27 protein-coding genes, 1 pseudogene and 1 other annotated feature are annotated in these 23,635 nt (G+C 48.2%); of the genes and pseudogenes, 3 read left to right on the forward strand and 25 right to left on the reverse strand.

The window, feature by feature from the left end; all coding sequences use genetic code 11:
• The first annotated feature begins 252 nt into the window (after window positions 1-252).
• A complete protein-coding gene (locus PMI05_RS31505) occupies window positions 253-765 on the forward strand; it encodes a hypothetical protein (protein ID WP_007728628.1) in 513 nt (170 codons plus the stop codon).
• Between the two features lie 29 nt (window positions 766-794).
• On the opposite strand, the pseudogene PMI05_RS31860 reads toward PMI05_RS31505, so the two are convergent.
• The 6 genes and pseudogenes from PMI05_RS31860 to PMI05_RS26625 all read right to left on the reverse strand — a co-directional run.
• Window positions 795-917: pseudogene (locus tag PMI05_RS31860) on the reverse strand (LysM peptidoglycan-binding domain-containing protein); the annotation flags it as partial.
• Window positions 918-996: 79 nt separating this feature from the next.
• A complete protein-coding gene (gene pheA, locus PMI05_RS26605) occupies window positions 997-1,860 on the reverse strand; it encodes a prephenate dehydratase (protein ID WP_007728633.1) in 864 nt (287 codons plus the stop codon).
• Window positions 1,861-1,882: 22 nt separating this feature from the next.
• The gene (gene thrB / locus PMI05_RS26610) at window positions 1,883-2,812 is read right to left on the reverse strand and encodes a homoserine kinase (RefSeq protein ID WP_007728634.1); all 930 of its coding nucleotides are present in this window, start codon (window positions 2,810-2,812) and stop codon (window positions 1,883-1,885) included.
• Window positions 2,809-3,891, reverse strand: coding sequence for a threonine synthase (thrC, locus tag PMI05_RS26615; protein ID WP_007728635.1), 1,083 nt, complete (start codon window positions 3,889-3,891; stop codon window positions 2,809-2,811). The genes thrB and thrC overlap by 4 nt, the downstream gene beginning before the upstream one ends.
• Complete coding sequence (locus PMI05_RS26620) at window positions 3,891-5,192, reverse strand: homoserine dehydrogenase (protein ID WP_007728636.1); 1,302 nt, start codon at window positions 5,190-5,192, stop codon at window positions 3,891-3,893. The genes thrC and PMI05_RS26620 overlap by 1 nt, the downstream gene beginning before the upstream one ends.
• A 38-nt stretch (window positions 5,193-5,230) precedes the next feature.
• A complete protein-coding gene (locus tag PMI05_RS26625; protein WP_007728638.1) occupies window positions 5,231-5,674 on the reverse strand; it encodes an ACT domain-containing protein in 444 nt (147 codons plus the stop codon).
• Window positions 5,675-5,859: 185 nt separating this feature from the next.
• Here PMI05_RS26625 and PMI05_RS31205 point away from each other — a divergent pair, with 185 nt between their 5' ends.
• On the forward strand, window positions 5,860-6,012 hold the full coding sequence (locus tag PMI05_RS31205) for a hypothetical protein (RefSeq protein WP_007728640.1): 153 nt from the start codon (window positions 5,860-5,862) through the stop codon (window positions 6,010-6,012).
• A 50-nt stretch (window positions 6,013-6,062) separates the two neighbouring features.
• Here the strand turns inward: PMI05_RS31205 and PMI05_RS26630 are convergent, their stop codons facing one another.
• The 9 genes from PMI05_RS26630 to PMI05_RS26670 all read right to left on the reverse strand — a co-directional run bounded on the left by PMI05_RS26630 (window position 6,063) and on the right by PMI05_RS26670 (window position 13,287).
• Window positions 6,063-7,241 carry an NAD(P)/FAD-dependent oxidoreductase gene (locus tag PMI05_RS26630; RefSeq protein WP_007728642.1) on the reverse strand — a complete coding sequence of 393 codons (1,179 nt, stop codon included), beginning with the start codon at window positions 7,239-7,241 and terminating at the stop codon, window positions 6,063-6,065.
• A gap of 43 nt (window positions 7,242-7,284) precedes the next feature.
• The gene (locus PMI05_RS26635; protein ID WP_007728644.1) at window positions 7,285-7,740 is read right to left on the reverse strand and encodes a DUF1641 domain-containing protein; all 456 of its coding nucleotides are present in this window, start codon (window positions 7,738-7,740) and stop codon (window positions 7,285-7,287) included.
• Between the two features lie 290 nt (window positions 7,741-8,030).
• Entirely contained in the window at window positions 8,031-8,696 is a 666-nt protein-coding gene (locus PMI05_RS26640) for a PilZ domain-containing protein (protein WP_007728645.1), read from the reverse strand.
• A gap of 8 nt (window positions 8,697-8,704) precedes the next feature.
• Complete coding sequence (obgE, locus tag PMI05_RS26645) at window positions 8,705-9,982, reverse strand: GTPase ObgE (protein ID WP_007728647.1); 1,278 nt, start codon at window positions 9,980-9,982, stop codon at window positions 8,705-8,707.
• A gap of 13 nt (window positions 9,983-9,995) precedes the next feature.
• On the reverse strand, window positions 9,996-10,580 hold the full coding sequence (locus PMI05_RS26650) for a Spo0B C-terminal domain-containing protein (protein ID WP_007728649.1): 585 nt from the start codon (window positions 10,578-10,580) through the stop codon (window positions 9,996-9,998).
• A 108-nt stretch (window positions 10,581-10,688) separates the two neighbouring features.
• Window positions 10,689-10,982, reverse strand: a complete 294-nt coding sequence (rpmA, locus tag PMI05_RS26655; RefSeq protein WP_005832382.1) for a 50S ribosomal protein L27 — start codon at window positions 10,980-10,982, stop codon at window positions 10,689-10,691.
• Window positions 10,983-10,989: 7 nt separating this feature from the next.
• Window positions 10,990-11,340, reverse strand: coding sequence for a ribosomal-processing cysteine protease Prp (locus PMI05_RS26660; protein ID WP_007728654.1), 351 nt, complete (start codon window positions 11,338-11,340; stop codon window positions 10,990-10,992).
• Window positions 11,341-11,353: 13 nt separating this feature from the next.
• Complete coding sequence (gene rplU, locus PMI05_RS26665) at window positions 11,354-11,665, reverse strand: 50S ribosomal protein L21 (RefSeq protein ID WP_007728661.1); 312 nt, start codon at window positions 11,663-11,665, stop codon at window positions 11,354-11,356.
• 10 nt (window positions 11,666-11,675) lie between these two features.
• Window positions 11,676-11,754: a sequence feature (ribosomal protein L21 leader region), on the reverse strand.
• Between the two features lie 57 nt (window positions 11,755-11,811).
• The gene (locus PMI05_RS26670; protein ID WP_007728663.1) at window positions 11,812-13,287 is read right to left on the reverse strand and encodes an Rne/Rng family ribonuclease; all 1,476 of its coding nucleotides are present in this window, start codon (window positions 13,285-13,287) and stop codon (window positions 11,812-11,814) included.
• A gap of 107 nt (window positions 13,288-13,394) precedes the next feature.
• On the opposite strand from PMI05_RS26670, the gene aac(6')-35 reads away from it, so the two are divergent.
• A complete protein-coding gene (aac(6')-35, locus tag PMI05_RS26675; protein WP_007728667.1) occupies window positions 13,395-13,934 on the forward strand; it encodes an aminoglycoside 6'-N-acetyltransferase AAC(6')-35 in 540 nt (179 codons plus the stop codon).
• 10 nt (window positions 13,935-13,944) lie between these two features.
• On the opposite strand, the gene PMI05_RS26680 is transcribed toward aac(6')-35, so the two are convergent.
• From PMI05_RS26680 to mreB, 10 genes are all read right to left on the reverse strand, one after another.
• On the reverse strand, window positions 13,945-14,781 hold the full coding sequence (locus PMI05_RS26680) for a M50 family metallopeptidase (protein WP_039961450.1): 837 nt from the start codon (window positions 14,779-14,781) through the stop codon (window positions 13,945-13,947).
• Window positions 14,774-15,559, reverse strand: a complete 786-nt coding sequence (locus PMI05_RS26685) for a M23 family metallopeptidase (protein WP_007728672.1) — start codon at window positions 15,557-15,559, stop codon at window positions 14,774-14,776. The genes PMI05_RS26680 and PMI05_RS26685 overlap by 8 nt, the downstream gene beginning before the upstream one ends.
• Window positions 15,560-15,717: 158 nt before the next feature.
• Window positions 15,718-15,918 carry a cold-shock protein gene (locus PMI05_RS26690; RefSeq protein ID WP_007728674.1) on the reverse strand — a complete coding sequence of 67 codons (201 nt, stop codon included), beginning with the start codon at window positions 15,916-15,918 and terminating at the stop codon, window positions 15,718-15,720.
• Between the two features lie 309 nt (window positions 15,919-16,227).
• Window positions 16,228-17,358, reverse strand: a complete 1,131-nt coding sequence (rodA, locus tag PMI05_RS26695) for a rod shape-determining protein RodA (protein WP_007728675.1) — start codon at window positions 17,356-17,358, stop codon at window positions 16,228-16,230.
• Between the two features lie 58 nt (window positions 17,359-17,416).
• The gene (gene minD / locus PMI05_RS26700) at window positions 17,417-18,211 is read right to left on the reverse strand and encodes a septum site-determining protein MinD (RefSeq protein WP_007728677.1); all 795 of its coding nucleotides are present in this window, start codon (window positions 18,209-18,211) and stop codon (window positions 17,417-17,419) included.
• Window positions 18,212-18,231: 20 nt separating this feature from the next.
• Window positions 18,232-18,909: a septum site-determining protein MinC gene (gene minC / locus PMI05_RS26705; RefSeq protein WP_007728680.1), complete on the reverse strand. Its 678-nt coding sequence runs from the start codon at window positions 18,907-18,909 to the stop codon at window positions 18,232-18,234.
• A 151-nt stretch (window positions 18,910-19,060) separates the two neighbouring features.
• Window positions 19,061-21,493: a penicillin-binding protein 2 gene (locus tag PMI05_RS26710; RefSeq protein WP_007728682.1), complete on the reverse strand. Its 2,433-nt coding sequence runs from the start codon at window positions 21,491-21,493 to the stop codon at window positions 19,061-19,063.
• A 21-nt stretch (window positions 21,494-21,514) separates the two neighbouring features.
• Window positions 21,515-22,039, reverse strand: coding sequence for a rod shape-determining protein MreD (mreD, locus tag PMI05_RS26715; RefSeq protein WP_007728684.1), 525 nt, complete (start codon window positions 22,037-22,039; stop codon window positions 21,515-21,517).
• Window positions 22,039-23,004 carry a rod shape-determining protein MreC gene (mreC, locus tag PMI05_RS26720; protein ID WP_007728687.1) on the reverse strand — a complete coding sequence of 322 codons (966 nt, stop codon included), beginning with the start codon at window positions 23,002-23,004 and terminating at the stop codon, window positions 22,039-22,041. The genes mreD and mreC overlap by 1 nt, the downstream gene beginning before the upstream one ends.
• A 14-nt stretch (window positions 23,005-23,018) precedes the next feature.
• Window positions 23,019-23,635: rod shape-determining protein MreB (gene mreB, locus PMI05_RS26725; RefSeq protein ID WP_007728689.1), on the reverse strand; the 617-nt coding region annotated here is incomplete at its 5' end.

Raw genomic sequence — 23,635 nt, forward strand, 5'->3', positions numbered from 1 at the left:
TAGTTTGGCTGCATTGGTTGCAATGGACTTACCCGTGGTGGGTAGTTTGGCTGCATCGGTTGCATCGGACTTACCCGTGGCGGTGGATAATTCGGCTGTGGGCAAGGTGGGCATGCATATGCTGGCGGTCGTGTAGGCTGTAATGGCAAGACCTGAGTCGGTGGTCTATATGGAATGTTGGGCACATTTTGATTCGGTGGAATCGCTGGTGGATAAATATACGGACTCACTCTGGTTGGAGGTGGAGTCGGTATGAGTGGACGTATAGGAACAGGCGGAACCGGAGGCAGCACATTTGGCTTCCCTGAAATGTTCGGTGGTTTATACGGTGTTGGCTTCTCAATCGGTTTTTCGATTGGTTTTTCGATCGGCTCTGTTGGTTTTGGAATAGACTGTGTTGGTGGTGGAGGTGGTAATGTTGCTGGTGCCGTTGGCCTGACTACCTCTGGTGAAACAGAAGGGACTGGTGGTCTTGGCATTTCTTTAGGAGGTCTAGGCATCTCCTTGGGTGGCCTCGTAGGAATGGGAGCCGGCGGTAGAGTAGGTCGTATCTCCTCTCTGGATTCGATTTGTACCTCTCCTGATTCTTCCGGCTCAATGGGCCGCCTTTCGATTTGTTGCGGTACCTCCATCTCTTCCTCTTCCGTAATCGGTCTTTCTTTCACATACGGGGCCGCCTCACTCATTGGATGGGGGGGCGTCGTTCTTTGCGGTGGTCGGACAGGAACTTGTTTCGCCGGAATCTTGATTCTCGCTCCTGGATAAATAGTATCGGGAGTTTTTAATTGACTATTAAGGCGTAACAGTTCTTTGTAATCGACGCCATATCTTTTGGCGATCTTCCACATCGTATCGCCTTTTTGGACGATGTGTATTCTCAATGTTTTTCTCCTCCCTTGCACCAAGCTCCCTAACATCGTATGCAGTCATGGGCGTTTTGCTCCTTGACGCCACTCCTTTGTTGGGAGGGAGTAGAAAAAGAAAAAACCAATCCCTCTAGGAATTGGTTTGATGAATATAAAATGGGTACGTCCCGAGCTGCCGAACTTGACAACCAATGGCTTCAATCTCCGCAAACGCTCCTGGCAACAAGACGTCGTCCATCTTCTGCTCAATGTCGATGACAAAATAATAGCTTCCGAGTGCTTTTTTCGTCGGACGTGATTCGATGCGAGACAAGTTGACCTTTCTCCAAGCAAAAGCAGCCAGTACTTGATACAATGCTCCCGGGAAATCTTCCGGCAGCGTTACCAGTATCGTCGTCTTTTCCTTGCGGGAAACCGGTAGATCAAGACTTTCCTGACCGACGAGAACAAAGCGCGTGTAGTTATTCGAATAATCTTGAATTTGTTCACGCGCAAACTCCAATGGATAAATCTCTACATTCAATCGAGTACCAACAGCAGCCCACGGCTCTTCTGGATGCTCACTCACCATTTTTGCAGCCAATGCCGTACTGTTTACCGTTTCAATCGCTGCTTCTGGCACATTCTCACGCAAAAAGTTATGACTTTGTGCAATCGCTTGAGGATGTGACAGCACTCTCGTAATCGCGGACAAAGGCAATGGGTGCTCTCTTTTGGCCACCAGCAAGTTTTGCGTAATGGGCAGTGCAAGCTCCGCCAAAATAGGCAGATCTACTTCGTGAATGAGCCAATCCAATGTAGAATTGACTGTTCCTTCAATGGAGTTTTCCATCGGTACGACACCGTATGCCACTTCCTTTTTGGAAACAGCGTTTAGTACTTCAATAATACTTGGGTACGGAACGAAAGATAGCTTTTGTCCGAGCGACAATATCCGCGCTGCTTCTTCGGTAAACGTTCCACGCGGTCCTAGAAAAGCAAGTTTCTTCTCCATGGCTACTCCTATCCACTATGGTCTATCTCTGATGGATTTCTACCTGTACGCCATTTTCGTCCGGTTGCAAGATCATCACGCGGTACGAGATGTCGTGCCCTTTCATCACTCTGTCCACAAATGCACGCAGCTTCTCTAATTCTTCATCCGAAGAGAAAAAGCAGAGGATCGTCGGTCCAGCGCCGCTTAAAGCAGCCCCCAGTGCCCCGTGTTCAGTTGCTTTGTCCAGGATTTCGTTCAAGCCAGGTACAAGCTTTGCTCGATACGGCTGATGCAACCGATCCGACATTGCCCGTCCCATCAGGTCTAGTCTGCCTTGTGCCAGTGCAGCAACTAGCAAACTACTATGACCCACATTATATACAACATCCTCTCTGCTGTACACCTGTGGCAAGACGTTCCGTGCTTTTTCTGTCGAGAGCATAAATTCTGGGATCACGACGAGTGTTCGCAATCCCACTGGAGCAGAAAACCGCACATAAGGAACAGGGTCTCCTGGTACTTCAGGCATCGTCGCAACAATGATACCGCCAAACATCGAAGCTCCCGCATTATCCGGATGCCCTTCCAGGCGTGTTGCCTTTTCAAACAACTGCTCACGAGTAAATGGTTCGCCAGCGAGATGGTTGGCTGCTACAAGTGCACCTACAATCGCAGCGGCACTGCTCCCCAATCCTCTTGTCAGAGGAGCGTCACTGGAAGCACGGATCGCGAGCTCAGGAATGGCGAGACCTGCTTCTTGAAACAATCTCGCAGCAACCTTGTACAGAAGATTGTTTTTGTCCGTCGGTGTTCCTTGTAGCTCCTTGCCCATCATCTCTACTGTCGTATGATCACTGATTTCCATTTCTACGACAGAATACAACTGGAAAGCCATTCCCAGCGCATCGAATCCCGGTCCCAGATTCGCTGTCGTTGCCGGTATGGTTACTTTTACACGTCGCCCGTTCATGATACAAATTCTCTCCCACTTTGACGAACCAGCTCCATCACAGCTTCATGTGTCGCCGGAACAGAACGCGGCTCTTCACCTACCAGCTTCAAAGCGATATTTGGATCTTTTAGTCCGTTTCCAGTCAGTACGCACACGATCTGGCTGCCGGGTTGAAGCCTTCCAGCCTCATGCAGCTTGATAATGCCAGCTAGCGATGCTGCTGAGGCAGGCTCACAAAACACACCTTCACTCTTCGCCAGCAAATGATACGCATGCAAAATTTCTTCGTCCGTTACACTATCGACAAGACCGCTTGATTTCGAAATGGCATTCAAAGCACCATCCTTGCTCGCCGGGTTTCCAATGCGAATAGCAGTCGCAATCGTTTCAGGGTTGGCTACTGGTTCGCCATGAACCAATGGAGCTGCTCCCGCTGCCTGGAATCCGTACATCTTAGGTAAACGACTCGATTTTTTGGCTGCGAAATATTCCTCGAAACCCTTCCAGTATGCTGTAATGTTACCTGCGTTGCCAACTGGGATGGCCAAAATGTCAGGTGCGTCCGTCAGCGCATCGCACACTTCAAATGCCGCAGTCTTTTGTCCTTCGATCCGGTAAGGGTTCACGGAATTCACCAGTGTAATCGGCTCTTTCGCTGTGATTTCGCGAACGATATCCAACGCTTCATCAAAATTACCGTCAATCGCGATGACTTCTGCACCATAGGCGATAGCCTGTGCCAGCTTGCCCAACGCGATATTGCCGTTCGGGATCAGGACGATGCAACGCAATCCTGAGCGTGCCGCATACGCCGCAGCTGCTGCTGATGTATTCCCCGTCGAAGCGCACATGATTGTGTTGCTTCCCTCTTCTACCGCTTTGGCTACAGCCATGACCATGCCTCTATCTTTGAAAGAGCCAGTCGGATTAAGCCCCTCGTACTTGACGTACAGCTCCACTCCCAATTGTTTGGAGAGGTTCGAGGCGTGGATCAGGGGAGTGTTTCCTTCATGCAAGCTAACCAGCGGAGTTTTTTCTGTGATCGGGAGAAATTCCCGGTAACGTGCTAAGATGCCAGACTGTCGATCAGATGCCATTATTTGTCTCCCCCTTCTACACGGTAGCAGCTCTGCACAGTTGATACGATATCCATCTGATCCATGTAAGCCAGTACCGCATCCATATCACTTTTTGAGGACAGGTGTGTAATCATGATAATCTCCGCTTCACGTCCGTTGTTAAACGGTTGCTGGATGACCTGCTCAAGGGAAATATTTTTGTCTGCCAACATCTGCGTAATTTGAGCAAGGACACCGCGTTTATCTGCAACTACGATACGCAGGAAGTATTTCGAGAATTTTTCGCTGTCTTCTTTCAATACTTTTTCTTTGTATGGAGCAACCATTCCGCGTCCATTCACTCCTAGCTTTCTGTTTTTGACGACAGTGACCAGGTCAGACACAACGGCGGTAGCAGTCGGCAATTCACCTGCGCCCGGCCCGTAAAACATGGTCTCCCCTACTGCTTCCCCATGTACGTACACGGCATTAAAGACGCCATTTACGGAAGCGAGTGGATGGGATTTCGGAACCAGAGTTGGCTGCACACTTACTTCAATCGCCTCTTCGTCACGACGAGCAAGTCCGAGCAGCTTGATTTCATAGCCCAGTTGTTTGCCATAGGCGATATCTTCCTTGCTCACGGAACTGATCCCTTTTACGTCTACATCTTCTAGCTTCATCGGTACACGGAAGCCCAGCGTTGCCAGAATCGCCATTTTGCGGGCGGCATCAAAGCCTTCTACATCAGAGGTAGGGTCTTGCTCCGCATAGCCCAGTGCTTGGGCTTCTTTCAATACCTCGCTATATTCTGCGCCCTCTTGACTCATTTTGGTCATGATGTAATTGGTCGTCCCGTTGACAATCCCCATCATTTTCGCGATACGGTCTGAGGAGAACCCTTCTACTAACGCGCGCAAAATCGGTATTCCACCTGCCACGCTTGCCTCGTAGAAAACATCACAGCCCTTTTCTTGCGCCTTCGCTAAAATTTCGGCCCCGTGCAACGCCATCAGATCTTTGTTGGCTGTTACTACGTGCTTACCTCGATCGAGTGCACCCAAAATGTATTCCTTTGCAGGATGAATTCCACCAATTACTTCTACGATGACTTCAATTTCTGGATCATCCAAAAGACTAGCAGGGTCAGTGGTCACCGTGCCCTCCATGGATGAAATATTGCGAGATTTTTCCGCATCCTTAACAAGAATACGGGAAATCTCAATACTGAGGCCGGTTTGCTTTTGCAAATCCTCCTGATGCGCTTGAATAATGCGTACTACACCAGTCCCGACTGTACCAAAACCCATTAATCCCAATTTAATGCTCTGCTTCTCCATGTCTCTCTCCCCTGCCTTTTCTTTGATTGTTTTTTAGCTTAGCCTCTACCGACGATCATCGCTTTGCGAACGCCCGGGATCAGCTGCAAGCTATCCAAAAACTCCGTGCTAGATACGCGAAGATTAGCCATATCGACTGACATGGATATAGTAGCAATCCCTTGAAGTGGTATCGTCTGATTGATGGTCAATACGTTTCCACCTTGATCTGCTACATATGTGAGCACTTTGGACAAGTAACCTGACATGTGATCCAAAGAGAAAGTAAACGTCATAATTTTTTCGCTCATCATCGCATTGAACGGAAAAACGCCATCTTTGTACTTATAAAAAGCACTGCGGCTCAGTCCTACCCGTTCAACCGCATCATTCACGGTATCCACTTCGCCGGATTCCAGCATCTTCTTGGCTTCAATCGTTTTGGCAATCGATTCTGGCAGGATGTCAGATCGAATCAAGTAGAATTTTTCTTCCTTTTTCATGCGTTGTGTCCTCCTGAGAAAAACAGTTGTTTCTTCATAGAGGACATTATAACGGAAAGCATGCAATGTGACAATCCTTATCCGTCACTTTTTTTCACCGGATCATATTTGGTTTACTTTGATTACATGAGGGGGAGCTTCTTCGCGCACAATAATGCGTATCGTATGGAGGAGGTGAAAGGCAAATGGCCGGACGTGGAAAGTCAGATAAATCGGAGCGCCGTAATAATCACCCAGCGGGTAAACCAAGCAGTCTCGAACAGTTTGGCAATGACATGCGGGGCAAAAAGATGGCTCAATCCCCAAACGTGATTGAAGATCCGAGCGGAAACGGATAAACAAACACAAAAAACCCGGGACCTCATGATCCCGGGCTTTCTTGATTCGATTAGTATGCCAAAGAGGACAAACCGTTGATATGAGTCAAGTAGCGGACGTTACTCGCTTCTTTCATCAAGGTTGCTGGCAAGCCTTTCAGCTTCAGTTGGCTTGCACCGATTGTTCCGATCGCGTCTTTACGGCCCAGACTGCCCAATGTACCGGAGAATACCGGTTTGAAGGTATCCATTTTGGTGCCGTTGAAGTGTGCGAAGAGATTGTGTCCCACTACTTCACCCATTTGCCAAGCCAGTTGCGCAGTTGGAGGGAATGGACGACCTTCTGGCCCCATTACGACCGCACTGTCACCTGCGAGGAATACATCAGGGTGAGAAGTGGATTGCAGGAATTCTGTAACAGTTGCGCGCCCGCGGTTAACTTCGACGCCGCACTCAGCCACTACGCGATTTCCTTGTACGCCACCTGTCCATACCATTGTTTTGGTTTCAATGGTAGCGCCATCTTTTAAGCAAACCGTGGTTTCTTTCATTTCCGTTACAGGTACGCCTGTCAGGAACTGAACGCCGCGTTTTTCCAAGCTCGTTTGCGCACGCTCCACCAGGTCAGGAGCAAAACCAGCCAAAATGGAAGGACCTGCTTCTACGCAGTAGATGGATACGTCTGCAAAGTCTACGCCGTGTTTGTGGCACAGATTTGGCAACATATCAGCGAATTCCCCAACCAGCTCGATACCTGTCAGACCGCCACCACCTACTACGAAGGTAGCATCTGCTTTATTTTTGCTCGCCTTGTATTCAATCACGCGCTCTTCGAGGTGTGCACGCAGACGATTTGCTTCTTCTACAGACTTCAGTGTGAAGCTGTACTCTTGCAGACCTGGGATTCCGAAGAATGCGGTTTCACTACCCAGCGCAATTACCAAAGCATCGTATTTAATGGACTCGCCGCTCGCCAATGTTACGCGTTGGGAATCGAGGCCAATATTTTCTACCGCGTCTACTACAAGGTTAATCTCTTTGCCACGCAGCAATCTTTCCAGAGGGAGCGCCACGTTTTGTTCAGACAGGTTTCCTACTGCCAAGCGGTGCAGTTCCGTAATAATTTGGTGAGTAGGAAAACGGTTTACCACCGTGATCGACGCTTCTTCAGCCGTCATGTATTTACGTGCAGTCAATGCGCTGAGCAAACCGCCATAACCGCCACCTAGAATCAGAATATGCTTCGCCATGCCCAATCCTCCGTCCATGTCTTACAATCAATAATAAAAAATACTAGCGTTTTTGTTGTTGACGTTCTGCTGATACTTCCAGGAATGCTTGTGCGAAACGCAATGTTTTTTGTACTTGCGGATCCTTTAGCATTTTGAGAATACCGAACAAACCGATAGTAGACTCTTCTACATGAACACGGTCATTGGCTTCAATGGCTGCTTGCGCAATACCTTTCGCTTTGTCAGAGATCGGTTTTACGAACTCTTCCATTCCGCCTTTGATGTCGTCGATCAACACATGATCATTTGCTACTGTTTGTACCAAATCATATGTTTTGGTCAAAAGTGTTGTCAGTTCTGCCAATTTAGGCAGGTTCGCCACCAATACGTTCAGTGACTCTTGAATTTCTGGTTTCATCAACTGATCGAGTACATCTTGTTGCTGCGCTGGTGCCAGAGTTGCAGTGCTTGCTACTTCAGCAGCAGCTTGAGCTTGTTGCGTAGTTGTTTGAGACATAAAAAAAACGTCCTCCTTTGCTTTGGAATAGAGGCCTTTCATTCTCGATGCCTGTTCATACGAGTAACGGCCGCTATTCTCCCTGAAAATCCGGTAAAAAATTGTTTGTAACATTTTTCACAAAGTAAAGCAGACAACGGATTCGAATAATCAAAAGTGAATGATTTCACGTGTATTTATTCAGGAAAGCGTACACAACAAATCATGAGGTGAACAGGCTCGATTTAGAACTCTATGTACTCTACTATATACCTTCTTCACAGGAACATCAAAGGAAAAAAACCGCTTCCTTAGGAAGAAGCGGTAGTTGAGAGCTTTTTATAGTAATCCTTGATGAGTTCATGGTGCTTTTCATTGATATCCGTAAAGATTAATTCAATCATCGATTGCTTGTCTTGGAACGTTTTTTCCACGATTTTCGCCATCATGACGATCTCCTGCGCTTGCTTCGGTATCTTGAAAGACAAGTGGAGAAAATCGCCCTTCGACACATAACCGTCTGTACCCAATACAAGACGGGTAGGAGAGAATTTCAGCAACACTGCCTCGCCTTTTTCTTCGATCGGTCTCGCTCCCATCACCTTGTAAGGGACAGAAATACCGAGATCTGGAGAGATGGGATCCTGCTTGCGCTTTTGTGTAATTTCTACCCCTACACTAATCGGAATCATCCCTAAAAGCTTGATCGGCCAAACCGTTTGCTCCGAAACTACTTCCAAATCAATGGTATTCACTGCCGCATCCGTCTCCCAACGAATGCGTACAGTTGATCCGAGAAGCTCTGCTTTCGTTTCAGGCTTCATCTCATAGGAAACTACGAGATAACTGCCCTTTGCATGTTCAACCAAAACTTGGACAGGTGTCGTCACCTGCTTGGAGATGATTAGCGGTAGCGTCGCACCGCGTTGGAGTCGTTTATCCCCCATAAATGGGTTCAGTGATGGGATATCAATCATGGTTTTTGTCACTCCACAAAGTCAAACTCTAATTTGCCGATCCGAACGGTATCCCCGTCTTTTGCTCCTTGCTTACGCAGGGCCTCATCTACACCCATGCTGCGCATTTGTCTTGCAAAACGTTGGGCTGCATCATAACTGGTGAGGTTGGTCATGCGTACGAGCTTCTCGATTTTTTCGCCGCTAACAACAAATACTTCGTTATCACGCGTAATCTCGAATTCGTCTGGTTCTTTTTCTGCACGGAAGACGACACGCTCTTCCACTTCCACAACTTCTTCGACAGTAGGCTTGTCCGGAATGGTCGCCAACATATCCCCGATTACATACATCAATTCCTGTACGCCTTTGCGGGTTGCAGCAGAGATCTCGTACACCTTCACATCTGGAGCCTTTTCCTTGAAAATACGCAGGTTTTCCGCTGCTTCTGGCAGTTCCATTTTGTTCGCGACTACAATTTGCGGACGATCTTCGAGCTTCAGGTTATACATAGTCAGCTCGCGGTTGATCTGCAAATAATCCTCGTATGGATCGCGCCCATCTACCGCTGCCATGTCAATCACATGGACGATCAAGCGCGTACGCTCTACGTGACGCAGGAATTGGTGACCAAGACCCACACCTTCATGCGCGCCTTCAATCAATCCTGGCAAATCAGCCATTACGAAGCTCTGCTCGCCTAAGTCCACAACACCCAGATTCGGTGTCAGCGTCGTAAAGTGGTACTCCGCAATTTTTGGCTTCGCCGCTGTTACACTGGACAGCAAAGTGGATTTTCCAACACTCGGATAACCAACCAAGCCCACATCTGCAATCAGCTTGAGTTCCATGACAATGTAACGCTCTTGACCTGGCTCCCCGTTCTCCGAGATGTGTGGGGCTGGATTTGAAGAGTTGGCAAAACGAATATTGCCTCGTCCACCACGTCCACCTTTTGCGATCACAGCACGTTGGCCATGCTCTACGAGATCGACAATCACTTCTTTGGTATCATCATCAATGACAGTTGTTCCCGGTGGCACGCGCACGACCATATCTTCCGCGCCTGCTCCGTGCTGAGATTTGTTCCGGCCATGCTCTCCGCGAGGTGCTTTGAAATGTCGTTGATAGCGGAAATCTACCAGTGTACGCAGACCTTCATCCACGACAAACACGACATCTCCACCTAGACCGCCATCTCCACCTGCTGGACCACCCAGCGGTACGTACTTCTCCCGGCGAAAGGAGACAGCTCCGTTACCACCGTCCCCGCCTTTTACATATACTTTTACCTGATCGACAAACATGGTGTCACCTCTTTCATTCCGCGAATGGAACCACCAATTTCAGGACCCATTCTTCTTCCGTATGTATCCACTCGGTGACCTCCACCGTACTCTGTTCGCTTTTACGTATCAGCTTTTCCAATTCTTCCATTCCGGATGCACGAAGCATTCCGGCCAGGTCAAAACGAAAATGAACGCCACGCTCATCCATCTGCAAGCTTACCTGCATGCTGGCTGGTTCGTACCCGCTTTGGTCTACTTGATCGTTCACTGTGCATAATATCTCTGACACCAACTGAAACAAGTCTTGCTCGTCCAAAACTATTCGCGTGAGATCCACATGATTGCACACGTCCACTTCTAAAAGCAAATCCTTGTTCAGTGCGTTAAATGTCAAGAAGAAGACGGACAACAAGGAGCTATTCAAACGGGCAACCATCGATTCCTGCATCGCCATCTGAGCGATGCGCTTCAAGTGTGCCTCTCCTTGTTCAGTACGGTTCAAATGCAAATAGCCGAGCAGAACCTGAACGTGGTTCAACCAGTCATGCCGCTGCCTGTTCAGAACGGTCAGCAACTGGTCTGTCTGATGCGTAAACAGCCTCCGCTCGTCCCCCATCACATTCACCCAAGTCGATAAGAATATCTTTCCCCTCTATTGTACCATAAAAAAGAGCCAGACAAAAAGAAAACCCAGCTACATGGCTGGGTTTTTCTTAACAAATATTTACGCTTCGGAAGCAACTGGCTCGATCACAACTTGTTTGCGATCACGGCCCAGACGCTTGAAACGAACAACACCATCTGCAGTTGCAAACAGAGTGTCGTCTCCGCCTTTCATTACGTTCGCACCTGGGTAAATCTTTGTTCCGCGTTGACGAACGAGAATGTTACCAGCAGTAACGAATTGCCCGTCGCCACGTTTCACACCAAGACGCTTGGAAATGGAATCGCGACCGTTCTTTGTGGAACCTACCCCTTTTTTCGATGCGAAAAACTGAAGGTCCAAATTAAACAGCATGTTCATATCAGACACCTCCCTGCCATTTATCATCACTAACTTTTACGTATTTACCGTAATTCGCCTCAACTGACAAAAGAGAAATAACCATGCTCTCTGCCAAAAGCTGTTGTTTCTCGCATGCAGCCTCATCATCCGAAGAGGAAAGGCTCCACTTCAAGAAACCACCACCTTCTTGTGCGACATCGACTTCAGGAGTGATGCCGGTCAAAGGTTGAATGGCGTTTAATATACCAAAGCTGATGCCTGATACAGCAGAACAAACGATGTCTGCCCCATAGGCACCCGCATTGGCATGTCCGGAAATACTAATTTCATGGATACCGTGCTGCGCACGGCTCACGATCACTTCAATCATAACGAGTCACCAATTAAGCGTTGATCTTTTCGATCACAACTTTAGTGAATGGTTGACGGTGACCTTGTTTGCGACGGTAGTTTTTCTTGGCTTTGTATTTGTACACGATAATTTTTTTCGCTTTACCGTGTTTTTCTACTTTACCAGTTACCGTAACACCAGCTACTGTAGGAGCTCCTGCAGTAACTTTGCCGTCTTTGCTTACGAGAAGAACCTTGTCAAAAGTAACTACTTCACCTTCAACGTCAGCCAATTTCTCGATGAAGAGAACTGCTCCCTCTTCAACTTTGTATTGCTTTCCACCGGTTTCAATAATTGCGTACACTGTGTGCACCTCCTATACTCAGACTCGCCTTTACAGGTGCGTCGACGAGCGACGGCTTATGTACCTGATTCGTGCGGTTACAGTATGCACGAGGCATATCTGCATGACAACCATTAGGTTATCATAGCTACAATAGCCCAGTCAAGTTATTTCGATCGTAAACGCTCCGCCTCTGCCCGATTTCCGACGTATCCAATTCGAAACTCTTCCGGGTTCAAAGAAGGGACAAGCCGCTTATAGACATGGATAGGCCATGTAATTGCTTCTGCTTTTTCCCACTCCTCTATCATGTCCAACAATCTTGGCGGCATGTCCACGAGAACAGCCTCCGCATCTTGGCTCTTTGCCAATGCGGTGACTTCGGCGTACAAGCGCCGGAACAGCTCGTCTACTCGCCAAACTCTCCCTCGGCCCTTGCATGCCTCACACGGCTCCGTCAGCCGCTCCGTCAGGCTCGCACGCACTCTTTTTCGCGTCATCTCGACTAATCCAAGCGACGTCATCCCGAGAACAGTCGAAGGCACGGGGTCCTTTGCCAGCTCTTGTTTCAATCGCGAGATCACTCGCTCTTTATTGCTCTGCTCTTTCATGTCGATGAAATCAATGATCACGATGCCGCCGATGTCTCGCAACCGCAGCTGCCGGGCAATTTCAGTTACCGCCTCCAGATTGGTCGCCGTCACTGCCTGCTCCCGCTGTTGCCCTCCCCCACCTGTGAATGAACCGGTATTTACATCGATGACTGTCATCGCTTCTGTCCTGTCGATGACCAAGGACCCTCCACTCTTAAGCGGCACTTGTCGATCACGAGCACGAATCAGCTCCGCCTCGACACCCATGAAGTCAAAGAGCGGCTGTTTGCCCTGATACCAGCGCAGCTTCTCTTGTACTTCCGGAGCAAAAGCTGCCAACGCCGCTTTTACCTGCTGATGAGTCGCCGCACCTTCTACCAACAGCTCATCCATGCCGTTTGCCAAGCCATCTCGGAGCGTCATCTCAATCAACTCTGCATCCTGAAAAATCCGCCCTGTCGAACGTAGTCCCTCCGCTGTTCGCAGCATGTCCTGCCAGCGATTGCGCAAATAGACCAGTTCGCTAATGAGTGTCTGCTCTTCTGCTTCCGCCGCTTCCGTGCGTAGAATACAGCCTTCTCCTTGCGTTACCGTCGAAGAGATCACCTGTTGCAGTCGTTTTCGTTTGGTATCATCAGCTATTTTACGCGAAAGCGATATGCTTTCTTCAGTCGGAAGGTACACCAAGTAACGCCCCTGCAAGCTGATCCGCATCGTGATTTTTGGCGCCTTCATTTCCAACGCCTCTTTACTCACTTGAACCAATACCTTTTGCCCTACGTGAACGCGTTCCGCAATACTTGGTTTCGCTGCTCCACCCGGCACCTCACCGAACGTGTCATCTACATACAAATAAGCATTTTGGCCTGTACCAATATCAACAAAGGCCGATTGGATACCAGGCTTCACATCCGCGATCCGTCCTTTATATATGTCACCAACGCTCGCGTGTGCTCCCACATCCTGTGTACGCCATTCCTGCAATTTCCCGTTTTCCATGAATGCGATGCGGATGCTGCCACCTTGTGCACTGATCGCTACTTGTTTCACTGCCTTCACTCCTTATTCCCCGTGCAAACATTGCCCAAAAGAAGGATAACCGGGCTCATAGGAAGTAATCTAACATAGCTGCCAAGTCAAGGTAAAGGAGATAATCCATGATTCATGCTGGTGATTTAAAAATAAGAGCCTTATCCCCCAATGATGCCGCTCACTTAGTCAAATGGCTTTCTGACGAGCGCGTTTTGGCTTATTATGAAGGTCGCGATCGTCCACATGACGAGAAGCTCGTGCAGCAAAGTTTTTTTCCGGAAGACGACGGTGAAACTCGCTGCCTGATCTTGTACGCAGACGAACCGATTGGCTATGCGCAATTTTATCCACTCGATGCCCCGGAAAAACAACTGTACGGGTATGCAAAAGACGACGTTGTCTACGGCATGGACCAGTTCATCGGAGAGCCTGTTTACTGGAATCGCGGTATTGGCACTCAGCTCGTTACAGCCATCCTCCACTATCTCCACACGGAAAAACAAACACAAAAAGTAGCGATTGACCCACAAGCCTGGAATGAGCGAGCCCTGCGTTGCTACGAAAAATGTGGCTTTCGAAAAGTAAAAGAGCTTCCTCTGCACGAATGGTACGAAGGAAGCATGCGTGATTGCTGGCTGATGGAATGGATCGCTCCTGCAGATTAAGGACTACAGACTAAAGGAGCTTGCCCACTGCGGCGTCGTGCTTTTGCTCGAACAGAAGGGCATACAACAGCTGTTCCTCTGCCAAGAGACCTGCGCCTTGCACGTAGAAAAGATGGGAGCATCCCCGCCGCAGCTTGTGTGAGACAGCCAGTACTGTTTCCTCAGGATGCACGCGTATCGCTTGAACGGCAGCCTCTTCTTGCTGCCGCTCGTATTTTTCCACAAGAAAGCGAAAAAATTGATAAGGAAACCGCAAAAACGCCTGAATGTTCAACGTCAATAAATAAATCCCGATCACTGCTAAGTTGTACTTCAACTCCAAGCTGGACATCCCCACCATGATCCCCGCAAACAGCGTACTCCCAGTCATCGATATCATCGTCGCCTGCCTATACGACATAAACCAGCATAGAACAGCCAACAAGATTCTCCCGCCATCCAATGGCCAGATTGGCAACAAGTTGAACAGCGCAATCGTCAAATTGCTTATCAAGAAAAAGCGGGCCCACTCTTCCGTCCATATCCCCATAAACCAAAACAAGTACGAAGCAGCCATCATCACCATATTTAAGAAGGGCCCAGCGAGTGCCACGACAATCTCATCCATTGGGTCCGTGGCGTACGAGTCTTCCATCGTCGCTACTCCACCAAAAGGCAGAAGCTGCACTTCTTTTACGGTCCATCCGAGCTCACGCGCCATCGCTACATGCCCCAACTCATGGATCAGCACGATGACAAACAAGGTAATGACCTCCAAAAAATGGCCTGTCACCACGGACAAGCCGATCACCGCCCAAAATAGCAGGTGAATACGAAACCGAATGTCGAGCCAGCCTCCCCTATTCAAACGGTATCACTTCCAAGGGATTAACAAATTGCTCATTCACTTTCGCCCCTACATACAGATGACGAGATGTCTGGTCCATTACCCTAGCAGTTCCGATGACTTGACCAGGTGTCATGACCTCGTCCTTCGTCACCCCTATACTATCGAGATTGCCCAACCATATCTCCCGCCCTTTGGTTAGACGAACAATCACTGTGGTCCCATAATCAGGCTTTTCTCCGACAAACGCGACCCAGCCAGCTTCTCCGATCGTGATTTGATCGTTCATTCCCGTATTCAGGATCACATTTGCACTCTCTTGATCATAGGATTTTACGACTTTCCAGCTACTCGGGAGCTTCCACACAGCACCTGCGTTCTTTGTTGTGCTCGTTGCTGGCACGGCAGGGGGATGGGTAGGTATCGAGGGAAGCATCGTCGGAATTGGACCAAATCTTGCTTCATACCAGTCCGCTACCCCCGAAAAATTAAAGTCCCGTGTCATGACTTCCCTCGCGGAGCTTTTCCAAGAGGCAGGGATCAGTGTAGTTTGAAACAAAACATAAGCAGCACCAATTAATAAGACAGATGCTAAAATTTGCACGCCCCACTTTTCATGGGACGGTGGCTGGTCCATCATATCATTCTCGCGCGGCGAGTAACTGAATGGGTTCGGAGTTTCTTCGACGGGATCTTTCCAATCATCGACGTAGGGAGTATAGCTGTCTCGAGACTGTGTTCGGATTCGCTCCAATCGTTCCCTCCGTCTTTCTTTTACACGATCTACTCTTTCAAACATGTCCATCCCTCCGCAGGCCAAGCCTTTAGTATCATCCTATGACTTGTCTACCTGCTTTATGACGACCGTTGTCCCTCTCCAACTACCCAGCTTATCGGTTGGAAACACGCAAAAAAGACAGTCTCCCCATTGAGAGACTGTCTTTGAATCTGTCAATTTTACAGTTTAGATACGCTAGCAGCTTGTGGTCCACGGCTACCTTGAACGATTTCGAACTCAACCTTTTGACCTTCGTCAAGAGATTTGAAACCTTCTGACTGGATTGCGCTGTAGTGTACGAATACGTCGTCGCCACCCTCAACTTGGATGAAACCGTATCCTTTTTCTGCGTTAAACCATTTTACGATACCTTGTTGCATGAAACAAAACCTCCCTGAACATTACGCCCCACGAGGCGAAAGAGTGTAGCGTTAACCTCTTTTTTACAGATAAGCCTTTTGCGTCAAGGAAAAAAGTCATACGAATTGCGATTGACAATTGGTGACGTCACTCACAATACGTACGACTCCATACCAATCAATCAAACACTATAACTTGTAAAAATGGTTAACTTAGGATGATTTTAGCATAAGTATTTGCATTTGTCACGCATTTCGTGAATGTTCAAAAAGTCATCAATTCAGCACCAATAAAGTGGCGAGAACCTGATGACTTTTTGAATAACTCCTTTAATCAAAACGCAACTTGTCCTTACGCATCCCAATATTGAGCACCACACCAATGATCAGGAAGTTGGTTATAAGCGAGCTCCCTCCGTAACTAATGAACGGAAGCGGAATACCCGTAATTGGCATCAACTGAATCGTCATCCCGATGTTCTCAAAGATCTGGAAAGTAAGCATCCCTACGACACCCGCGACGACGTAGGAGCCGAACGGATCTTTTGCCTCCATCGCGATGCGGATCATTCGGTAAATCAAGACGAAAAACAGAATCATCAGCAAGCCCGCTCCGACAAAGCCCAGCTTTTCTGCAATGACGGTAAAGATAAAATCACTTTCTCCTACCGGCACCCATCCAAAGCTCGCTTGCGTCGGCGTATCAATCCCTTTTCCGAACAATTGCCCTGAGCCGATAGCAATCAGCGCTTGCTTGAGCTGGAATCCTCGTCCCATCGGTTCAAGATCCGGGTTCATCCAAAAGAGGATTCGATCCCACTGATACGGCTTGATAATCTTGAAAAAGATATCCTGCTTGTATTCATGCAGCAGCGTCATAGCGGCAAAGAAGCTGCCGACCAATCCTCCCATGTACAATACATGCTTCATCCGTATACCACCAACGATTAGCATAGTGGCAAGCATACCCGTATAGACCATGGCGGTACCCAAATCGGGCTGAATCAAAATCAAAAGCAATGGTACACCAACCAAGGCCATTACCGGAATCAGCTTATAAAAATAGTAAAACCGATCCGGATCGGTTGCCCTCTTAGACAAGAAGCGGGCCACCGTTATGATCGTGAACAGCTTCATCGGTTCAGAAGGCTGAAACAACACAGGACCAAGGTCATACCAGCTCGTCGTATTGTTAATGGGCCTCGTTTGAAATACCCCGATCAAAAGAATCAGACCAAGTGCATATAAGACATAGGCCATGTTGTGGAACAGGCGATAGTCAAATAGCAATGTCACACCTAGCACAATAAAACCGATGACATACCAAAGGACCTGCTGATGTGCCTTATCTACACCTGCCGCAGAACCGGAAATCCCGAGATAGCTAAAGATACCGAGCCCTGCCAAAATCAAAATGATGGTCCAGTCAATTGTTTTTAAATGACGTTTTTCCAGGTCCATCCGTTTCCTCCTAGAAAACATGACTCCCCTCTATAGAAAGAAGGGAGCCAAGTATTACCTATTTTAATCCAAAGAATTTACGCATTTTACGGAACACGCCCGCTTTTTCTTCCAATGGTTGTAATGGAACAGCTTCACCTAAAAGGCGACGAGCCACGTTCCGATACGCGATGGAAGCACGCGATTCGTGATTCATCACAGCCGGCTCACCTTGGTTCGCGGATTTAATGATATGATCATCATCCGGCACGACACCAATTAAGTCAATGGCTAACAAATCCAAAATGTCTTCTACATCCAGCATGTCGCCATTTTTCACCATATGGGAGCGAACGCGATTGATGACCAGCTTCGGCATTCCGATTTTTTCTCGCTCTAATAGGCCAATAATCCTATCAGCATCACGCACAGCAGCCTTTTCAGGTGTAGTCACGACGATTGCTTGATCAGCCCCTGCCACTGCATTGCGGAAGCCTTGCTCAATACCCGCAGGGCAATCGATGATGACATAATCATATTCCCGCTTCAGTTGCGTAACGATTTCCTCCATCTGCTCAGGAGTTACTGCTGATTTGTCCTTGGTCTGAGCAGCTGGGAGCAATGCCAGATTGTCAAACCGCTTATCTTTGATCAGAGCTTGGGGCAGTCGGCATGCTCCTTCTGCAACGTCTACCAGATCATAAATAATTCGGTTCTCAAGTCCCATGACTACATCCAGATTGCGCAAGCCAATATCGGTATCTACCATGACCACTTTTTGTCCCAACAATGCGAGCGCCGTTCCCAAATTGGCGGAAGTGGTCGTCTTACCCACGCCGCCTTTACCGGAAGTTACGACAATTCCAATCCCCACGTCCGTTCCTCCTCTTTCCCTCAACCCTCACGCTTTTTCTCACCCAAATCAGGGCGGATTCGCGACAAGTAGTTCATTTTCGCTACCAGCATGATCTCATTTTCCAGATAGGCAAATTCTGTGCCTCCGGAATTATTCGTCCATTCCTCACCCGGCTTGCTGATCACATCTGCAATCCGCAACTGGGTAGGACTCATGACTGCAGCCGCAATAATTACCTGTGAGTCACCGGAAATACCTGCGTGCGCGTACCCTCTGAGATGACCCAGCACGTAGATGCTTCCTGTACTGCGAACCGTCCCCCCGGGATTGACATCTCCCAATAAGAGCAAATCACCGTCAAACTCCAGTACTTGCCCAGAGCGTACCGTATTTACCTGTATGGAAAAATAGGTTTTCAGGCGTTCAGCCATAGCTTCTTCCCGCGTGATCAAATCAGATTCGATTGTATGGATCACCAGGTTGCCCTTAGTTCGAATAATTTGAGTCAACTGCTCTTGTTGCTCGGGTGAGCAGTATCGTTTTCCCAATTTTATAGATACCCGAATGAGTGGCCCCGACAAAATCTGTTGGTGGCTATGCTCTATTTTTTCACGCATATCGGCCAGCAGTTCGTCGAAGGAACAGGTATCATCCATAAAGAAGACGAGACCCTCTTTAGTCCCTTTGATCGTGACCTTGCTTTTCACAGTCGTCACCGGTTTCACCTCGACCGATACCATTCGCCATACAGAAAGATTTTTCCTGCTCTGCATGAAAAAATTGCCGAATTGGGTCAGATGCTGGCATTTTACAAGAGCTTGACTCCATTATTCTCTTGGGCTTGATTGCCCTGGACAACCATCGGGGTTACTTCGCAGACGGTGGATTTGGCTTCGGAACCCCACCAGTAAGGACACCTGGATTCAGTTCATTGTAAGCTTCGAGCAATCGACGCGAGATCGGACCAGTTGCATCAGAACTGGACGTACCGTCTCTCAAACTGTTCGGCGCAATGACGACGAAAACCAGTTGAGGATTTTCATAAGGCGCAAAGCCGACAACCAGTGCATTTTCCGCTGGCTGCGACGTTTGTGCCGTACCAGACTTGGCTGCAACAGTGAAAGGCAACCCATTGAATCGTTGAACGGTACCACCTGGCTGAGTAACCAACCGCATCCCTTCTCTTACCACCTGTATATGCTTCGGATCGATATCAACCCGGTTGAGCACTTGTGGTTCAATAACTGAGAGCGTTTGTCCTGGTTTCTTCGGATCGGTTGTTCCTTTACGAATTTCTTTTACAAGATGTGGGCGTACCCGATATCCTCCATTCGCAATGGTCGATACGTATTGCCCCAGCTGCATCGGCGTGAACAGATCGTATTGACCAATCATCACGTCTGCCAAGTTTCCGTAGTAAAGGTTCTGGTTTTCCCAACCGGTATGTTCATTCGGCAGATCCACACCTGTTTTCACACCAAGACCAAACTGGGCATTGTAGTAATCATAGACAGAGAACTGCTTCTCCCAGCCTTCTTTCCCTTTTCTTGCTAATCGAATCGCCATTTCGTACATATACGTATTGTTCGACACCTGCAAGGCACGACGAGCGTTAACAGGTCCATGACCACTTGCCTTCCAGTTGCGTTTATACGTGTTACCAACATTCAAGCCGCCTCGGTCATAGATGACTTCGTTCGGCGTAGTCAGACCCTCCTGAAGCGCAATCATGACAGACAGTGGCTTGTAGGTAGAAGCAGGTGGATACGGCGTATAAATGAATCGGTTTGATTCGTTCGGCAAAATAAGCGAGGCGTAATTCTCGTTGAATTTCTTGCGGTCGTAATACAGATTCAAATTGTAATCTGGATAACTCGCCATCGCCAATATTTCACCCGTATTCGGATTCATCACCAATACGTGTGCGTCCTTAAATTCTTTTGGCGTAGTCGGGCGCTTCTTGAATGATTCAAATTCTTCTTTCAAGATGGCCTCTACCTTACTTTGATAACGCCAGTCCATAGACAAAACGAGATCGTTTCCTGGCTCAGGAGCTTGGCGCATCTTCTTCTCTACCGTCTCCGAATTTTTGTTCACGTGCACTTCCATAATCCCGTTTTTGCCGCGCAAATAACGTTCATAGGAGCTCTCCAAACCGGTTACACCTACACGGTCGATAGCGTTGTAGCCTTGTGCCTGATATTCTTTCAAGCTCTCAGGACGAATCGCATTGATGTACCCGAGAAAGTGAGTACCAAATGCCGAACCATCCGGATCTTCGAAAATTTGGCGAACAGGCTCCAGCTCCACACTAATTCCCGGCAGTTCGGTGCGTCGTTCTTCGATTTGGAACATTTCCTGCTCCGTGATGTTGACCTTGACACGTCTAGGGATGTAGCTGGCCATCTGCGGTGAACGCATCTCCTGCAGCAAAGAAAGCTTGTGCCATTGAAATTGGCGTTGCTGCTCTGTCAACGGCAGTTTGATATCCATGTCGAACAACGAGGCATAGCGCAGCAAATCCATGTCGGACTTTTCTGCTAAGCCTTCGGGGGTTGGCAAAACTCCGATCTGATCCTTCACTTTTTTGGCGAGGTCATTGCGATCTTCCTTGTCCAATTTGAGAGTGAGGGTCATATTGGCGTTTATCGCCATTTTTAACAGTTCAAAATCCGTAGTGTTCGCTTCCGTAATAGCGGGTGTACCCGGCTTGGCAGCATTCAGTTTCTTAATAAGGTCTACTCTCTCCTTGTCATCAAAAGGAGAACGAATGCGCATCCCGAGATACACAGCAGTTTTTACCAGCTCAAAGTCCGACATCTGATCGACGGTCTCTACTTTCGGAACAGCTTTTAACTTCGCCGCAACCTTTGTCTTGAGATCGTTTGTTTCTTGCGCATTGAAAGCAACAGGCAAAGTTGATCTCAGTTCAATCGTCTTCTTTAACAGTTCCTTATCCGTTCCAATTTTGCCGCCATCGGGAATGAGGATTTTTGCCAGACGATCCGCGACTTTCTCTTCATCAATGTCCTGTCCTTGTTCTTCAACGTATTGAACGGTGTACACTGGCTTATTCGAAACGAGTACCTCGCCATTTTTATCCAAGATACGGCCACGAGGAGCGGAAATCGGTAGTTCACGAATACTGAACTTTTCCAATTCATGCTTGTACTGTTCGCCTTCCACCAGCTGCACAAAGGCTAGCCGTAAAATAATGGCTGCGAAGAACAAAAATACAATCACAAACAATATATTGAGCCGAATAGGTATGTCTGATTTCGGTTCTTTGACTTCTTCCACGAACTCTCCTCTCCTTTGCCCTTACTGCATGTGCATTTCCTTTTTCGCCAGAATCTTGTTGCATACATTCTTGATCGGAAAGTATACCAGTAAGCCAAAAGCGAGATTAAACAACACACTAGGCAAAATTTGATGTGTCAAAATCCATTGAACATCGAAGGGGGCAGCGGAAAACACGCGGAACAAGGAATACAAAAGCCACTCATGTCCGAACAAAATCAGGAAGCTGGTAATAAAAACCATCCCGAATCCTCTCTGGAACAAAAGAACGATCATCCCTGCAAAGTAGCTGGCCACCATCATGGACATGGTATAGATTCCAATTAGTTGCCCAAACAGGACATCTTGTAAAAATCCGAACGCGATCCCGTAATACAAGCCCTCGCGCCTGCCGAGATACATCGAAATAAAAACGCAGCAGACAAGCGCAAACCGGGGGACTATCATCCAAGACAGACCCCCAGTGCCAGGTGAAAATACTTGCATCACAGTTCCTTCCAAAACAAACATGACCACGACGCCCAACGTCAATAAAAACCGAGCCATTACTGACCACCCCCGCTAGCAGGTGGAGCCGGAGGCACAGTGGTCTGTGTCTGTGTTTGTGTCTGGCCAGCTGGCTGTTGCGGGATCAATTCACCATTGGGAGCGATTGTAAAATCTCGTTCCACAACCATGACTTCATTCAATTGTGAAAAATCAGCGCTTGGCTGGATGTAGGCCGTTTGAGTCAAGCCGTAATCATCTGGTTCTACGCGAACAATATAGCCGATCGGCAAATTAGGAGGTACGACGCCTCCCAAACCTGAAGAAATAACTTGCTGATCTTTTTTAATGGCCTGTCCCCAAGGGATTTTACGCATGACGAGCAATCTCTTTTGCGGGTCGTATTCCTCGATGACACCACTAATCTGACGGTATACAGGCTTGCCTTCGACCAGTTCCTGCGTCAAAATACCCGCAGAAATATGGTCCCGCCGTTCATAGCTCGTCAACAATTCAACTGTAGATGAAAAGTTGGCAACACTCTGTACGCGCCCAATCATTCCTTTGGAAGTGATGACCGCCATATCCTTTTTGATGCCACTTTTCAAACCTTGATCGATGGTAACAACGTTGTTCCATGTATCAGGGTTTCTCGCTACGACTTCTGCAAAGTGAAGCCTGTAAGATTTGAGTGAATCTTTTGCCCCCACCATTTCTCGAAGGCGCTCATTATCTGCCTTGAGTGTGTGCAATTCAGCACTGAGACGGGCATACTGATCCAAACTTGCCTTGAGTGCCTTGTTTTCTTCATATACGCCGTACGCTTCTTCAATTTCCTGAAAAAAGCCAGAAACAGCCTGGGCAGGGCGATAGAAAAAGCCCTGCACCACGCTGAAAGTATCTTTGAAAAACATTTCTGGCCAGGTCAGGCTAACCCGTTCACGAGAAGTGAAGCCCACGACGGAGATAAGCAGGACCAAGCCTACAAGTACAATGATAAGCCGCTTATTCCCGAAAAACGACATGCCCTACCCTCCGTTTATTTACCCCGTTTTAGTCGGGAAGAGGTGATGCCTTGCTTGGATTTGAACAGGTGAATGTTCTCCAATGCACGACCTGTTCCAATCGCTACGCAATCCAGTGCGTTTTCCGCGACATGCACGGGCATACCCGTTTCCTTACTTAACAGGCGATCCATGTTGCGCAAGAGCGCACCGCCGCCTGTTAGTACAATCCCACGATCCATGATGTCCGCCGCGAGCTCAGGCGGGCTTTTTTCGAGTGTTACCTTCACCGATTCCACGATAGCAGAAATGGTTTCTGCCAATGCTTCGGCAATTTCTGTGCTGCTTACCGAAAGCGTTTTTGGCAAACCGGTTACAAGGTCACGACCGCGAATGTCAACGTTTTCGACCTCATCAGGAGCAATCGCAGATCCGATCTCCAACTTCAATGTTTCTGATGTCCGTTCCCCGATCATCAAGTTGTAACGGCGCTTGATGTACTGAATGATCGCCTCGTCCATCTCATCCCCAGCCACACGAATGGAGCGGGATGTAACAATCCCCCCGAGAGAAATGATAGCGACCTCTGTCGTACCACCGCCAATGTCAACGACCATACTTCCAGTCGGTTCCCACACTGGCAGGGCTGCAC

Origin of the sequence: Brevibacillus sp. BC25 (assembly GCF_000282075.1) — a bacterium.
In the GTDB taxonomy this organism is placed as follows: Bacteria; Bacillota; Bacilli; order Brevibacillales; family Brevibacillaceae; genus Brevibacillus.

What these genes read in the sequence shown, in the direction of transcription:
- PMI05_RS26650 (WP_007728649.1), bottom strand. Translation starts at nt 10,580, where the DNA reads ATGGGGGACGAGCGGAGGCTGTTTACGCATCAGACAGACCAGTTGCTG.
- PMI05_RS26660 (WP_007728654.1), bottom strand. Translation starts at nt 11,340, where the DNA reads ATGATTGAAGTGATCGTGAGCCGTGCGCAGCACGGTATCCATGAAATT.
- rpmA (WP_005832382.1), bottom strand. Translation starts at nt 10,982, where the DNA reads ATGCTGTTTAATTTGGACCTTCAGTTTTTCGCATCGAAAAAAGGGGTA.
- PMI05_RS26685 (WP_007728672.1), bottom strand. Translation starts at nt 15,559, where the DNA reads ATGTTTGAAAGAGTAGATCGTGTAAAAGAAAGACGGAGGGAACGATTG.
- PMI05_RS31205 (WP_007728640.1), top strand. Translation starts at nt 5,860, where the DNA reads ATGGCCGGACGTGGAAAGTCAGATAAATCGGAGCGCCGTAATAATCAC.
- PMI05_RS31505 (WP_007728628.1), top strand. Translation starts at nt 253, where the DNA reads ATGAGTGGACGTATAGGAACAGGCGGAACCGGAGGCAGCACATTTGGC.
- obgE (WP_007728647.1), bottom strand. Translation starts at nt 9,982, where the DNA reads ATGTTTGTCGATCAGGTAAAAGTATATGTAAAAGGCGGGGACGGTGGT.
- PMI05_RS26640 (WP_007728645.1), bottom strand. Translation starts at nt 8,696, where the DNA reads ATGATTGATATCCCATCACTGAACCCATTTATGGGGGATAAACGACTC.
- PMI05_RS26630 (WP_007728642.1), bottom strand. Translation starts at nt 7,241, where the DNA reads ATGGCGAAGCATATTCTGATTCTAGGTGGCGGTTATGGCGGTTTGCTC.
- PMI05_RS26635 (WP_007728644.1), bottom strand. Translation starts at nt 7,740, where the DNA reads ATGTCTCAAACAACTACGCAACAAGCTCAAGCTGCTGCTGAAGTAGCA.
- pheA (WP_007728633.1), bottom strand. Translation starts at nt 1,860, where the DNA reads ATGGAGAAGAAACTTGCTTTTCTAGGACCGCGTGGAACGTTTACCGAA.
- rodA (WP_007728675.1), bottom strand. Translation starts at nt 17,358, where the DNA reads ATGGACCTGGAAAAACGTCATTTAAAAACAATTGACTGGACCATCATT.
- mreC (WP_007728687.1), bottom strand. Translation starts at nt 23,004, where the DNA reads ATGTCGTTTTTCGGGAATAAGCGGCTTATCATTGTACTTGTAGGCTTG.
- PMI05_RS26620 (WP_007728636.1), bottom strand. Translation starts at nt 5,192, where the DNA reads ATGGAGAAGCAGAGCATTAAATTGGGATTAATGGGTTTTGGTACAGTC.
- thrB (WP_007728634.1), bottom strand. Translation starts at nt 2,812, where the DNA reads ATGAACGGGCGACGTGTAAAAGTAACCATACCGGCAACGACAGCGAAT.
- PMI05_RS26625 (WP_007728638.1), bottom strand. Translation starts at nt 5,674, where the DNA reads ATGAAAAAGGAAGAAAAATTCTACTTGATTCGATCTGACATCCTGCCA.
- PMI05_RS26690 (WP_007728674.1), bottom strand. Translation starts at nt 15,918, where the DNA reads ATGCAACAAGGTATCGTAAAATGGTTTAACGCAGAAAAAGGATACGGT.
- mreD (WP_007728684.1), bottom strand. Translation starts at nt 22,039, where the DNA reads ATGGCTCGGTTTTTATTGACGTTGGGCGTCGTGGTCATGTTTGTTTTG.
- thrC (WP_007728635.1), bottom strand. Translation starts at nt 3,891, where the DNA reads ATGGCATCTGATCGACAGTCTGGCATCTTAGCACGTTACCGGGAATTT.